At 72.9% G+C, this 12,990-nt stretch carries 10 protein-coding genes and 1 pseudogene; 6 read left to right on the top strand and 5 right to left on the bottom strand.

From position 1 onward, the window contains the following. Nucleotides 1-2: 2 nt before the first annotated feature. Together ACZ4K2_RS29870 and ACZ4K2_RS29865 are read right to left on the bottom strand one after the other, a co-directional pair. Nucleotides 3-1,655, bottom strand: a complete 1,653-nt coding sequence (locus tag ACZ4K2_RS29870; protein ID WP_467479631.1) for an amidohydrolase — start codon at nucleotides 1,653-1,655, stop codon at nucleotides 3-5. A gap of 70 nt (nucleotides 1,656-1,725) precedes the next feature. Then, entirely contained in the window at nucleotides 1,726-3,207 is a 1,482-nt protein-coding gene (locus ACZ4K2_RS29865) for an APC family permease (protein WP_467479632.1), read from the bottom strand. A gap of 140 nt (nucleotides 3,208-3,347) precedes the next feature. Between ACZ4K2_RS29865 and ACZ4K2_RS29860 the strand changes: the two genes are divergently transcribed. From ACZ4K2_RS29860 to ACZ4K2_RS29850, 3 genes are all read left to right on the top strand, one after another. Further along, nucleotides 3,348-4,040 carry a TetR/AcrR family transcriptional regulator gene (locus tag ACZ4K2_RS29860; RefSeq protein WP_467479634.1) on the top strand — a complete coding sequence of 231 codons (693 nt, stop codon included), beginning with the start codon at nucleotides 3,348-3,350 and terminating at the stop codon, nucleotides 4,038-4,040. Nucleotides 4,041-4,756: 716 nt separating this feature from the next. Next, nucleotides 4,757-5,185 carry a hypothetical protein gene (locus tag ACZ4K2_RS29855; protein ID WP_467479636.1) on the top strand — a complete coding sequence of 143 codons (429 nt, stop codon included), beginning with the start codon at nucleotides 4,757-4,759 and terminating at the stop codon, nucleotides 5,183-5,185. A gap of 57 nt (nucleotides 5,186-5,242) precedes the next feature. After that, nucleotides 5,243-7,096, top strand: a complete 1,854-nt coding sequence (locus ACZ4K2_RS29850) for a peroxidase family protein (RefSeq protein WP_467479637.1) — start codon at nucleotides 5,243-5,245, stop codon at nucleotides 7,094-7,096. 235 nt (nucleotides 7,097-7,331) lie between these two features. Here the strand turns inward: ACZ4K2_RS29850 and ACZ4K2_RS29845 are convergent, their stop codons facing one another. Continuing rightward, nucleotides 7,332-7,982 carry a hypothetical protein gene (locus ACZ4K2_RS29845; protein ID WP_467479638.1) on the bottom strand — a complete coding sequence of 217 codons (651 nt, stop codon included), beginning with the start codon at nucleotides 7,980-7,982 and terminating at the stop codon, nucleotides 7,332-7,334. Between the two features lie 186 nt (nucleotides 7,983-8,168). Further along, complete coding sequence (locus ACZ4K2_RS29840; RefSeq protein WP_467479640.1) at nucleotides 8,169-8,471, bottom strand: hypothetical protein; 303 nt, start codon at nucleotides 8,469-8,471, stop codon at nucleotides 8,169-8,171. An 85-nt stretch (nucleotides 8,472-8,556) separates the two neighbouring features. On the opposite strand from ACZ4K2_RS29840, the pseudogene ACZ4K2_RS29835 reads away from it, so the two are divergent. From ACZ4K2_RS29835 to ACZ4K2_RS29825, 3 genes and pseudogenes are all read left to right on the top strand, one after another. Further along, nucleotides 8,557-8,709 (top strand): annotated as a pseudogene (locus ACZ4K2_RS29835) (DUF1326 domain-containing protein); the annotation flags it as partial. Nucleotides 8,710-9,230: 521 nt separating this feature from the next. Next, nucleotides 9,231-9,677 carry a hypothetical protein gene (locus ACZ4K2_RS29830; protein WP_467479642.1) on the top strand — a complete coding sequence of 149 codons (447 nt, stop codon included), beginning with the start codon at nucleotides 9,231-9,233 and terminating at the stop codon, nucleotides 9,675-9,677. A 95-nt stretch (nucleotides 9,678-9,772) separates the two neighbouring features. Next, nucleotides 9,773-11,395: a multicopper oxidase family protein gene (locus ACZ4K2_RS29825; protein WP_467479643.1), complete on the top strand. Its 1,623-nt coding sequence runs from the start codon at nucleotides 9,773-9,775 to the stop codon at nucleotides 11,393-11,395. Between the two features lie 696 nt (nucleotides 11,396-12,091). Here the strand turns inward: ACZ4K2_RS29825 and ACZ4K2_RS29820 are convergent. After that, nucleotides 12,092-12,778 (bottom strand): class I SAM-dependent methyltransferase, encoded by a 687-nt coding sequence (locus tag ACZ4K2_RS29820; protein ID WP_467479645.1) that lies wholly within the window; start codon nucleotides 12,776-12,778, stop codon nucleotides 12,092-12,094. Between the last annotated feature and the right edge of the window lie 212 nt (nucleotides 12,779-12,990).

Below are 12,990 nucleotides of genomic sequence, written 5' to 3'. Positions count from 1 at the left end.
GCTCAGGACCGGGCGAAGACACGCCGCCCGCCCACGAACGTCTGCTCCACCCGCGTCGCCCCGATCTCCTCAGGCGGCCCGGCGAACGGGTCACGGTCGAGCACCACCAGATCCGCCAGGTGCCCGGCCGTGACCGTGCCCGTGCGGTCGTCGAGCCCGTTCACGTACGCGCTGCCCGCCGTGTACGCGGCGAGCGCGTCCCCGAGGCCGATCCGTTGCTCCGGCAGGAACACCTCCGTCCCCTCCGGGGCGTCCGGCAGCACCCGGTTGACCGCCACGTGGATGCCCTCGATCGGGTCCGGGCTGCTCACCGGCCAGTCGCTGCCCGCCGCCAGCGTCGCCCCCGACCGCAGCAGCGCCCCGAACGGGTACTGCCACGCCGCCCGCTCCGCTCCGAGGAACGGGATGGTCAGCTCGTCCATCTGCGGCTCGTGCGCCGCCCACAGCGGCTGCATGTTCGCGCTCGCGCCCAGCTCCCGGAACCGGCCGATGTCATCGGGGTGCACGACCTGGAGGTGCGCGAGGTGCGGCCGGGTGTCGGTGCGCCCGTTCGCCGCGCGCGCCGCCTCCACCGCGTCCAGCGCCTCCCGCACGGCCCGGTCGCCGAGCGCGTGGAAGTGCACCTGGAAGCCGTGCGCGTCGAGCGCGGTGACGTACTCCTTCAGCTCCTTCGGCGGTACGAAGCTGATGCCGCTGTTGTCGGAGGCGCAGCCGCAGCCGTCGAGGTACGGGCCGAGCAGGGCGGCCGTGCCGTTCTCCGCGACACCGTCCTGCATGATCTTCACGCTCGTGCAGCGCAGCCGGCCCCGCGTCCCGGACGCGCGCCGCGCCAGCAGCTCCCCGATCTGCTCGGTGCCGCGCGCCCGGTCCCACCACAGCGCGCCGACCACCCGCGCGGTCAGCCGGCCGTCGTCCGCACAGGCGAGGTAGGCGTCGGTCGGATCGGTGAGGTTCGCGTGCTCGCCGAGCAGCGCGTCCTGCCAGGCCGTGATGCCGAGCGAGTGCAGCAGCTCCTGGGCACGCAGCAAGCCCTCGATCAGCTCGGCGCGGGTGACCGGCGGCAGCAGGCGCCCGACGAGGTTCGCGGCGCCTTCCTGAAGCATGCCGGTGGGCCGTCCGCCGGCGTCGCGTTCGATGCGTCCGTCGGCCGGGTCGGGGGTACGGGCGTCGATCCCGGCTCGCTCCAGGGCCAGGGAGTTGACCCAGGCGCCGTGGTGGTCGCGGTTGACCAGATACACCGGCCGGTCCGGCACCAGCGCGTCCAGCTCGGCGGCGGTGGGCAGCCCGCCGGGGAACGCCTCCATCGCCCAGCCGCCGCCCGTGATCCACTCGGCGTCGGCGTGCTCACGGGCGTACGCGGCGATCCGCTCCCGGTACGCGGCGAGCGTCGTGTGGCCGCTCAGATCGCACTGGCCCAGTTCCATCCCGCCGCCGACCGGATGAGCGTGCGCGTCCTGGAACCCGGGGATCAGCAACTTGCCAGCCAGGTCCACGACTTCGGTACGCGGGCCGATCAGGTCCCGGACCTCGTCGTGGCCAACGGCGACGATGCGCTCCCCGCGCACGGCCACCGACGTGGCGCGAAAACGAGCAGGCGAACCGGTGTGGACCGGACCGCCGGTCAGGACGAGATCGGCGGGTGCGGTGTCGGTCATGGTGGGACAACTCCTCGTACAAATACGGCGGTTACAGCGGTCGAAGGGGCGGGCGAGGGGCCCGTCCCGGTCAAGGGGCGTCGGGACCGGCGAGGACGATCGCGTCGGCGTCCGTACCGCGCCCGGTGGTGAAGTAAGGGGAGCGACGCCGGTACTTGGCGTACGCCGCCATGGCGAGCCCGGAGACGACGATCGCGAGCGGCACCGCCAGCATGAACCAGCCGTTGTCCGGGCTCAGTGCGAACCCGTCGCCCATCGTCGCGTAGTCCCGCCCGAGGTACACGCCGATGCCCAGCAGCGCGAGCCCGCTCACGCCGGGGGCGACGACCGCCCGCAGCGCCTCGCGCGGCGCCGTCCGCACCAGCGCGCGGAAGCGGACCGCGCAGGCCAGCGCAGTCAGCCCGTAGTACAGGGCGACGACCAGGCCGATGGAGTTCACGGCCGCGAGGATCATCTCGTTCAGCTTCGGGATCGCGAGCGCCAGCAGCGCGAGGCCCGCCGAGATCGACGTGACGAGGACCGTGCCGAGCGCGGGAGAGCCGTAGCGCGGGCTGATCCGGGTCCACGCCCGGCCCATCGTGCGGTCCCGGCCCATCGCGAGCAGGCCGCGCGCCGTCGGGATGACGCTGGACTGGAGCGAGGCGACCGCCGAGAACAGCAGCGCGAGCAGCGGCAGGCTCGCCCACGGCTCGTCCGCGAGCTTCGCGCCCAGGTACGTGAGCGCCTGCGGGCCCTGCTCGATCAGCTCGGGCAGGGACATCTCCCGCTGGAACGCCACCGACCCGTACAGGAACAGCGCCAGCATCGTGAACAGCGCGATGAACCCGCCGCGTCCCGCGTCCCGCACGTCCTTGGTCTCCTCGGTGACGCTGAACGCCGCGTCCCAGCCCCAGAAGAAGAACACCGCAAGGACGAGACCCTGCGCGAAGCCGGTGCCGTCGTGCACGGCGAAGGGGTTCAGCCACGCCCAGGAGAACGCGTGCGAGCCGGTGACCAGTGCCCAGCCGCAGAACCCGAGCAGTACCGCGTACTCGAAGACCAGCAGCCACGTCTGGAGGCGGGTCGCCTTGCGGATGCCGGTGACCGCCGTGACCGTCACCGCCACGAGCACGACCAGGCCGACGACCGTGGACAGCGCCGTCGAGTTCGGGTCGAGCCGCAGCCCCGCCACCGAGGTGAGACGGGCCTTGTTCGCGAACTGGAGGAACACCGAACCGGTCACGGCCGTCGTGTACGCCATGAAGACCAGGGTGCCGACCAGCGTGACCCAGCCCGTCAGGAAACCCAGCCACGGCCCGAGCGAACGCCCGACCCAGACATAGCCGCTGCCCATGTTCTGCTCGTCGCGGTTCAGCCGCGCGTACGCGGTCGCGATGCCCAGGATCGGGACGAACGCGACCAGCAGGACCGCCGGCGCCTGAAGACCGACCGTCGCCGCCAGCGAGCCCATCCCGATGCCGATGCTGGTGGTCGCGGCGGTGCTGGAGGCGGCGACCGCGACGCCGTCCACGACACCGAGGGAACGGCGCAGACCCGGGGGTTCGCTTCTCATGGGCAGGCTCCTGAGACCGGAGAAAGGGAGGTGCGGGGACGGAGGATGCGATCAAACCGGCCTTGTCAGCAGTGCGTCAATGGTGTTGACATAAGCGTGGCGCCGGACGGCGTCGTGGCGACGGAGAGGGGCGGGCGGGCATGGGCGAGGGACGGGTCCCGGCGGAGCGCAGACGGCGCAGGCCGACGCGGTCGGGCGTGCTGCTGTCCGAGGACGTGATCGTGGACTGCGCGCTGCGCCTCGTCGGACGGCACGGGCCCGACGCGCTCAGCGTACGCAGGCTCGGCGCGGCCCTCGGCTGCGACCCGAGCGCCCTGTACCGGTACTTCCACAACACCGACGACCTGCTGCTCGCCGTCGCGGACCGGATCATCGGCGATGCCATGGCCGGTTTCGAGCCCGAGGGCGGCGCGTGGCACGAGGGGCTGCGGGAGATGGGGCTGCGCATCCATCGCGGCTACCGCGCGCATCCGCGTGTCGCCGCACTGGCGGCGTTCCGGGTGACCCGGCGTCCGCATGAGTTCCGGGCCGTCGACACCGGGATCGGGCTGCTGCTGCGGGCCGGGTTCGCGCCCGCGGACGCCGTGCGGTGGTACGCCGTGTTCGTCGACACCGTGCTGGGGCATGCGGCGCTGGACGCTGCGTACGCGGCCCTGCCGCAGGGGAAGCGGGCGGCGGACGATCTCGCGTGGGGAGCGGTGTACGCGGGGCTGCCTGAGCGGGAGCATCCGCATGTTGCGGCGGTTCGGCCGCATCTTTCGCAGATGGCGGGGAGTTCGTTCGTGGGAGCGCTGGATCTGCTGATCGAAGCGCTGCGCGCTGCCGCGCGGTAGGGGGATCTTCAGCGGGCGGTGCCCCGCGGGGTGCCTGTCGACCGTGCCGCTCGTCGAACCCGGCGTACCCGCCTCCGAGTACCGGGCTCTCCACGGGCTCAGCCGTCCAGGCGTGGTTGGGGCGAGCCCAGGGGTTGGGGGATCGTGGTGCCTCTGCAGTGCTCCCCGCCAGCACGGGGGCGTTCCGCTGGCGGCGCCGGGTGGGCTGCCCGTGGTCAGGTCCTCCCCGCCGCGCCGACCAGGGACGGCGAGACCTCCGGTGGCGTCCTGGACCCGGTCGCCATCGTGATGGGTGCGCGCCTGCCCCTCCTGCACTGCCACGCCTTCGCCCTCACCGTCGCCCATCCGGGGCTGTACGCACTCGTCCCCGCAGCTGCCGCCGGTCGGCCCCGACCAGGTCAGCCGGATCGATCGGGTCGTGGATGCGGGCGTCGTCCCCGACCAGGTACGGGAAGGCGCCCAACGAAAGGTTTCAGCAAGGAACTTGAAAGCAACGGAAAGAAGCCGCACGGGCGGCCGGTCCGCACCTCCGGTACGGCGTCTCACGGGTTGACGGTTCAACCGAGCGGCCCGGCACGGCGGTCGTCCGCTCCGGATGCAGGCGGGCGGCGGGTCCCCTACCGTGGTAGGCGGAGCGCGCGTCCAGGGTTCCCCTCCGTGCCGCCGGGGCCGCGGCCGCCGGACCGGTCACCGCGCCCACCACCCCAGGAGAGCTCATGGCCACGGTTCCCGCCGCCCACCGCCCCCTCCCGGTGTACCTCCTCGCCGGCGTCCGGCTCTGCAACGGAGCCGCCGGCCTGCTCGCGCCGGAACTGCTCGTCCGCCGGTTCGAACCGGACCGCGAACCGCCCGGTCCGGCGGGCGTCTACGCCTTCCGGCTCTTCGGCGTCCGCACGGTGCTGCTCGCACTCGGCCTGCTCGGCCACCACGGCGGCCGGCTGCGGGACGACCTGCTGGAAGGCGTCCTGATCCACGCCAGCGACACGGTGACGGCGGCCACGCTCGGCGTCCGCGGACTCGTCCCGCCCCGCACCGCGGTACTGACCACGCTCGTCTCGGCCGTCAACACCGGGCTCGCCGTGAGCGGCGCCCGCGCCCTGCGCACCCCCGCCGGGTGCGGCTCTCCGCGGCACGCGCGGGCCTGAACACGCGGTCCGGTGCCACCACGCGACGGAGACCGGAGCCAGGCAAGGAGCATCCCCATGACCACGCACCGATCCGCCGGACGGCGGGCCCCGGCCGGATACCGCACCTCGCTGCCCTGGCGGCTCCTCACCGGCGCCGCCGCGTACGTCGACCGCCGCCTGGGCTGGGACCGACTGCCCGTCCCGGCGGGCCTGTTGACCCTGCTCGGCCTGCGCGTCCGGCTCAGGCAACGGAACCTGTACGACACCGGCGGGCTGCCCGCCGCCGGCCGGCCCGAACCCGAACCGCCGTCCGCGGGCCACGCCGTCAACCGGACCGCCGACGGCAGCCACAACGACCTCGCCGACGCCCGCATGGGCATGGCGGGCACCCGCTTCGGCCGGAACATCCCGCTCGACGCCATCGCGCCCGCGGCGCCCGACGACGTCCTGTCCGCGCCCAGCCCGCGGGAGGTGAGCCGCGCGCTGCTCACCCGCGACCGGTTCATCCCCGCCGGATCCGTCAACTCGCTGGTCGCCGCCTGGCTCCAGTTCATGATCCGGGACTGGTTCAGCCACGGCACCAGCCCCGCCGACCGGCCCTGGGAAGTGCCCCTGGTCGAGGACGACCCGTGGCCGGAACGACCGATGCGCGTCATGCGGACCCCGGACGACCCGACCCGTGACCCGCACGCGCCCACCGGCACCCCGGACACCCGCGTCAACGTCTCCTCCCACTGGTGGGACGCCTCCCAGATCTACGGCCGGAACACGGCCGAGCAGCAGCACCTGCGCACCGGTGAACGCGGCAGGCTGCGCCTGTGGGACGGCGACCGGACGCCCGTCCCCGCCGACCCGGACCAGGACCCCACGCGGGTCCCCGGCTTCTGGCTGGGCCTCGCCATGATGCAGGACCTGTTCACCCGGGAGCACAACGCGATCTGCGACCACCTGCACGCCGCCTACCCGTCCTGGGGCGACGAGGAGCTGTTCCAGCGCTCCCGGCTGGTCAACTCCGCGCTCCTCGCGAAGATCCACACCGTGGAGTGGACGCCGGCCGTGATCAGCCACCCCACCACCGTCCAGGCACTGCGCGCCAACTGGTGGGGCGTCGCGGGCGAACGCGTCCACGACCTGTTCGGGAGGATCAGCGGCAGCGAGGTCGTCAGCGGCATCCCCGGCGCCGGCACGGACCACTACGGCGTGCCGTACGCACTCACCGAGGAGTTCGTCGCGGTCTACCGCATGCACCCGCTCGTCCGGGACGACTGGCACCTGCGCTCCGCCGCCGACGACACGACCCTGCGCCACTGCACCCTGCGCGACATCTCGGGCCCGGGAGCGGTGAAGTTCCTGGAGACCACGGAGACGGCCGACCTGCTCTACAGCTTCGGCACCCTGCCCCCCGGCCTGGTCACCCTGCACAACTTCCCGCGGTTCCTCCAGGAGTTCGAGCGGCCGGACGGGCACCTCCAGGACCTGGCCGCCACCGACATCCTGCGCTGCCGGGAACTGGGCGTGCCCCGCTACAACGAGTTCCGGCGGCTGCTCGGGCTCCGGCCCGCGGAGAGCTTCGCCCGCCTGGCGGACGACCCGGCGACGGCCGAGCGGATCGAGCGGCTCTACGACGGCGACATCGAGAAGGTCGACCTGATGATCGGGCTGTACGGCGAGAAGCGGCCGGCCGGGTTCGCCTTCAGCGACACGGCGTTCCGCATCTTCGTCCTGATGGCCTCGCGCCGGCTGAACAGCGACCGCTTCTTCACCTCCCACTACACTCCCGAGGTCTACTCCCGGGCGGGCCTGGCCTGGATCGACGCCAACGGCATGGGCAGCGTCCTGCTGCGCCACCACCCCGGGCTGCGCCCCGCGCTCGCCGGGCTGCCCAACGCCTTCGCGCCGTGGCACAGCGCCGCGCGGCGGAAGCCGTGAGGTGGTGACCGCCGGACGGACGGGCCGGGAGCCGGAACACCGGGCCGCCCCGGCCGCCGCGCGGCGCACCGGGCTGCGGGCCCGGGCCGGCGCGTTCGGCGGCGGCCGGCACCTGGTCCCGAGGTCGTCGCGGAGCTGACCGGGCGCGTCGCCGACGTAGACACCCTGCCGAGCCATGTCCGCGGTCCTTCTCGCCACGGTTCTGGCGTCCGGCATCACCACGGGCAGCCCGAGGTCAGCCGCCACCCGAGCCGGCCGAAGCCGAACCACCGGAAGTCCAGCGGGAGTTGAGTCGCGGCCGATCGCGCGTGCTGCGCTCGGTGCGCAGCTCCACCACGACCCCAGCCGGGCCGAGCAGGGCCTCCAGTGCGTCGGCGAGCCGCTGCGGGTCGCCGCCGAACGGAAGCGCGAGCCGCTCCCGGACTCCCCGCAGGACGAGTTCCAGCGCGAGCGTGGAGACGGCCGGCCTGTAGTCCCCCTGATACGGCTCCACCACCTTGTGCGTCAGCCGCACCTCACGCAGATTCTTGACGGGCAGCCAGTCGTCCGGCCCGGCGGTCCGGACCAACCGCAGGGACGCGGGCACCCCGGCCGGTGCGAACTCCACCCGCAGGATGTCCCGGGCCCGGGACAAGGCCAGCGCCGGCCAGCCGATCAGGTACTCCAGCCCGGCGATCAACCCCACCACCACGAACACGGTCGACGCCCCAGCCCCGGCCAGCGCCATCCAGAAGGCGACGAGCAGGGTCGGCACGCCCAGGGCGAGCGGAATGAACAGCGCCGACTTCGCCGAGGTCAGCGCGTTCCACGCCGGCCCGGCCGGGCCGGCACGCAGGACCAGATCCATCGAGTCGGGGCCTTGTCTCAGCAAGGGATCGGTGGCCATGCCTCCAGCGTAGGACCGGTCCGCAAGAACCCCTCAACCACATCCGGTTGGCGGGGGCACCACTGCCGACGGCCCGTAGTCCGCAGTCGGCGGGCGCGGCGGGCTCCCAGGGCTCGAACCAGGGGTCGGGCCACCGCTCGACGGCGGCCGTCAGCGGGTAGAGGACGGCGCCGCGTGTGCTCACGTTCACCGCGAGACCTCCGGCTCCGGCCGCTGCGGATCTCTGCCCTCGACATTACCGAAGCCGGCGAGGGAGTGCCGCCGACGGGTCGGTGACGGCGGTGAACCTGAGAACACCCGCCGGGCGGCGGTACTGCCCTGGCTCGCCTGGTGCCGCAAGCGCGCTGTGACGCCCCCGGCGGTGCCGGCCTGGGTGAAGCGGCCGGCGGTGCCGGTCTCGCAGGGCCCGGCCGCTCGGAGATGGCGATCGACCGGCTGATGGCCCGCCGCGAGGTCCACCTGATGGAGAAGACCCTCGATGTCGTCCAACCCGTTCTCCCGAGCAGGGTTCGTGCGGTGCTGGCCAGGGCGTCGGCGTCGTATGCGCGCATCCCTGTTATGGAGACCTGCCGCTGTCCAGCTGATCAACGCCCCAGGGGCCGAGGTCGGTCCCGGCCAGATCGCCACCTGGGGTGTGGTCGACGCCGATCACTCGGAAGGCTTCGACTTCTCCCGCCCGTACCGCGGGGGATCGAGCAAGCACTTCCCCTTCGACTGGCGTCCCTGACTCTGGTCCTCGAACGCTTCCGCCTCCGGCTAAACGATGTGACCGTCAGTGCGGACGTCTGCCACCGCTGCCGAGCCGTCCGCGCGGCCCAATCGGAGCTCAGGGTGTGCCACCCGGTCGTCTCACCCCAGTGCCACCCCGGAACGTGACGTTCAATCCCGAGGCCGGCGAACAGGCAGGCCGGCACCGACACCTCCGAACCCGGACGTCGCGCAATCCAGCAGGGGACACCGCCCCCATCGACGTCCTCACCCAGATCAGCGCCGCCGGCCCGCGCCCTGCGGGAAGTCGCCCTCGGGCTCCTGGGCGACCACGTACGCGGCTGCGTCACGAACGCCGCCCGCACCGACCGCCCCGCCCGAAGAGAAGTGCGCAGAACTCGCCGCCTCCCTGCGGCGCGCTCTGCGACCGTAGTCATGCGGCGGCGGTCCTTCACCGCTGGCCGCTCCGGTCCCGCACTTACCCCCACCGGGTATATTTACGGGTGATCAGCTGTTTCGCCTCGAGTACGGATGGAAGCCATGACGACAGCCGCCCATCGGCCCGGCGTTTGCGGCGCCGCGCTCCGGTGGACGCGCGCTGCCGTCATCGCGCTGGTGGCCGCGCTCGCCGTCGTCATCCACCACGAGACGGCCGACGCCATCACGCACGCGCCACCTGCCCGGTCCTCGGCGGGCATGCACCACACGGCGACGCCGGCGATGTCCGGCCACACGAGCGGTCATGCCGTGCTGTCCGGCGTCACGGCTCCGACCGCGGCGCACGACGACAACGGTGCGTGCTCCAGCACGGCGATGCAGCACTGCTCCGCCGCCGGGGCCGACAGCCTGGAACTCGCGCCTCCACACCAGACAGCGCCCGCCGGCGCTCCGGCTGTCCCCCCTGGCACAGCCGCCGGTCGGGACGTCCCCGGCACCACAGGCCGGGCACCGCCCGATCTTTCCGTCCTGTCCCGATTGCTGCTGTAGGCCGCGCCCACGGCCGCACGCGCTCGCGCGTGCGCTCAGCCGTGCCCACACGCGAGTCGAAACCAACAGCACTGTCGAGACGAAGGACCCCTGTCGTGACCATCATGAACCGCCGCTCCGTCCTGCTGGCCGGGCTCGGCGTCGCCGGCGCGGGCGCGCTCGCCGCCTGCAGCACCTCCAGCAGCACGCCTGCCCTGGTCAGCCCCTCCGGGTCGGCCGTCGCCGCCGCCGACAAGAAGCGCACCCAGACCGGCAGGACACACGATGTGGCCTTGACCGCCACGCAGGCCAGGGCCGACCTGGGCGCCGGGATCACCGCCAGGACCTGGGCCTTCAGCGGCCAGGTCCCGGGCAAGGAGCTTCGTATCCCGGCCGGTGACACGCTGGCCGCCACACTGTCCAACCAACTGCCGCACCAGGCGACCACCTCCATCCACTGGCACGGCATCGCCCTGCGCAACGACATGGACGGCGTACCGCCGGCCACTCAGACCGCCGTGCGGGCAGGACGCAACTTCACCTACCGGTTCACCGCGGACGCTCCCGGTACCTACTTCTTCCACCCGCACGTCGGCGTACAGCTCGACCGGGGCCTGTACGCGCCGCTGATCGTGGAGGACCCCAAGGAGCCACTGTCCTACGACGAGGAGTGGGTAGTCGTCCTCGACGACTGGCTCGACGGCGTCACCGGCACCCCGGACGACGTCTTCGCCGAGCTGGGGCACGGCATGGGCGGGATGCACATGAGCCACGACTCCACCGACCCGTCCAGCTCCTCCGACCACGACACGGACGACATGGGCGGCATGAACATGAGCGGCGGCATGGACGGCATGAGCAGCTCCCCGTCCGCCTCACCCCTCAGCGGGGGCATGGGCGGGACGTTCATGCTGATGGGCGCCCAGAGCCCACTGCTCGGGGGCGACGCCGGAGACGTGAGGTACCCGCATCACCTGATCAACGGTCGCGTTCCCACCGACCCGGCGGTCTTCCGCAGCAAGCCGGGCAAGCGCGTCCGGCTGCGCCTGATCAACGCCGGCGGTGACACCGCCTACCGGGTCGCCCTCGGCGGCCACAAGCTGACCATCACCCACACTGACGGCTTCCCCGTCCGACATCAGCGGGTCGACGCCCTGCTGATCGGCATGGGCGAACGCTACGACGCCCTCGTCACCCTGGACGACGGCGTCTTCCCCCTGGTGGCGCTGGCCGAGGGCAAGAACGCCACCGGCATGGCCGTCATCCGCACCGGCTCCGGCAGCGCCCCGAAGGCGAACGTCCGTCCGAGCGAACTGGACGGCATGCTCATGGCCGCATCGCAGCTGCGCGCGGCGGACGACGTCCGGCTGGCGTCGAAGAAGGCCGACCGGGTTCACCGCATCGAGCTGACCGGCAGCATGATGACCTACGACTGGGCCATCAACGGCCGGCGATTCGACATGAACGACCCGACCGCGCATCCGGTCACCGTCGAGGAGGGCCAGCGGGTCCGGCTCGACTTCGTCAACACCACCACCATGTGGCATCCGATGCACCTGCACGGCCACACCTACCAGCTCGGCAGCAGCGGACCGCGCAAGGACACCACGATCATCCTGCCGAAGAAGACCGTGTCGGTGTACTTCGACGCAGACAACCCGGGCCAGTGGATGCTGCACTGCCACAACGCCTACCACGGCGAAGCGGGCATGATGGCGCTGGTTGCCTACCGAGGCTGATCCCCTGCAGGCCCCTGCGGTGCCGGATCCAGCCCCAGCCAGAGACCGAGTTCAACGGGGAGGTCCGGCATCGCCGCTGCCGGAACAGCCCGCCCTGCTGCACGGTCACCTGGGTATCGGTTGCAAGGGCCGGACGAGGATCGGCGTCGGGTGCCGAGTTCACAGGGCATGGCGCCGGGGCCGCATCCAGGCTTCTGATCAGCGCCAGGCGGAGGCCGGGGTGGTTGCGCGGGCGCGCCTGCCGCATCTGGCCTTGGACGGCGTCCTCACCTGCGCCGGCGTCCCCTCGCTGCCCTCCGTACGTCACCGCGTCGGCTCACCCCGGGGAGGCGTCGGCCGGGCAAGCAGGTTCCCGCGTCGGCCGGCGGCTCGCTGGACGCGCGCATGCTGCCAGTGGTGGTGCGGGACGGGGAGTGGCCGGTCCTGGGTGCGGAGCCGCTGAAGGACGCGGCGGACGCCGGGCACGCACCGGCGCTCGCCGGCAGGGGAGGGGCCGCCCGCCCACACTGTCGCGGGCCTGTCGCAGAGCCTGATGGCGACCGTCCATGCCGCTGCCGTCGGCGGCCCGGTCCGTCGGGCCCGCGTGGTCCTCGACCTCGCCTCGGCGGACGCCGTGGTCGGTCTCCCGCTTGCCGAGCGGTTGCGGACGCGCGGTGTCGGCCGCGGCCCTGGGCGGGTGCCGGGCCTGGTCGAGGGTCAGCTTCGATGTGCGGTCACGACGAGCGTTTCGGCAGCGCGAGGTCCGTCTCCGGCGGGCAGGGTCTGGGTGGTGATGCGGGTGAATCCGGCCTCGTCGAGGAGTTTGGCCCATACCTGTTCCTGGAGGACCCAGCGGCGCATGGTGGCCGCCTCGCCGTCGGGGGTTTTGGCACCGATCGTGGTGTGCTGCACGTCGGGGTGGGCGGGTTCGCCGCCGAGGTGGTGGGCGAGGGTGGAGAACACCAGCCGTCCGCCCGCACGGAGTGCTACCGCTGCCGCCGGCAGCAGTTCCCGCGGCTCGGTGAAGTCGGCGGCGCCGAAGACGCTGTAGAGGACGTCGTAGGCGCCCGCCGTGGCGGACAGGTACCGGGCCGCGTCATCACGGACCAGACGCAGCCGGGGGGTGAGGTGGCCGTACAGGTCCTCGGCCGCGGCGTGCTGGGCGGGTGAGGCGTCGACGGCGACGATACGGGCGGGCCGGTGGTGGACGGCCAGGTGGGCGGCGTGCCGACCCGAGCCGGCGCCGAGGTCGCCGATGCAGAGCCCGGTGAGGTCGCCGAGGAGCTCGGCGCCGGGCCCGCCGTCCTGACCCCAGTTCCAGCGGAAGGCGCCAGGCACGGTCCGGTCGGTGGCGTTCCGGGTACTGCCGAAGTGGTGCCAGAGGTCTGTGGTGGGGGTGTTCACCCCGCCCATCCTTCAGAGCGGCGTCGCCCGGCGGGCGGGTTCGGACCGAAATCCCACCCGCGGGTGCTGGGTTGGCCCCGCCCCCCCGCCCGGGGCCCCCCCCCCCCCCCGCCCCGGGGGGGGGTTTGCCCGGGGGGCGGGGCCGCCCCGAGCGACGGCCCCCCCCACCGGCCCGGCGACGGCCCACCCCAACGCGGCGCCCAGAACCAGTC

It is taken from the genome of Streptomyces sp. NPDC025833, from assembly GCF_055558055.1.
This window is presented reverse-complemented; position numbering and strand designations above follow the sequence as displayed.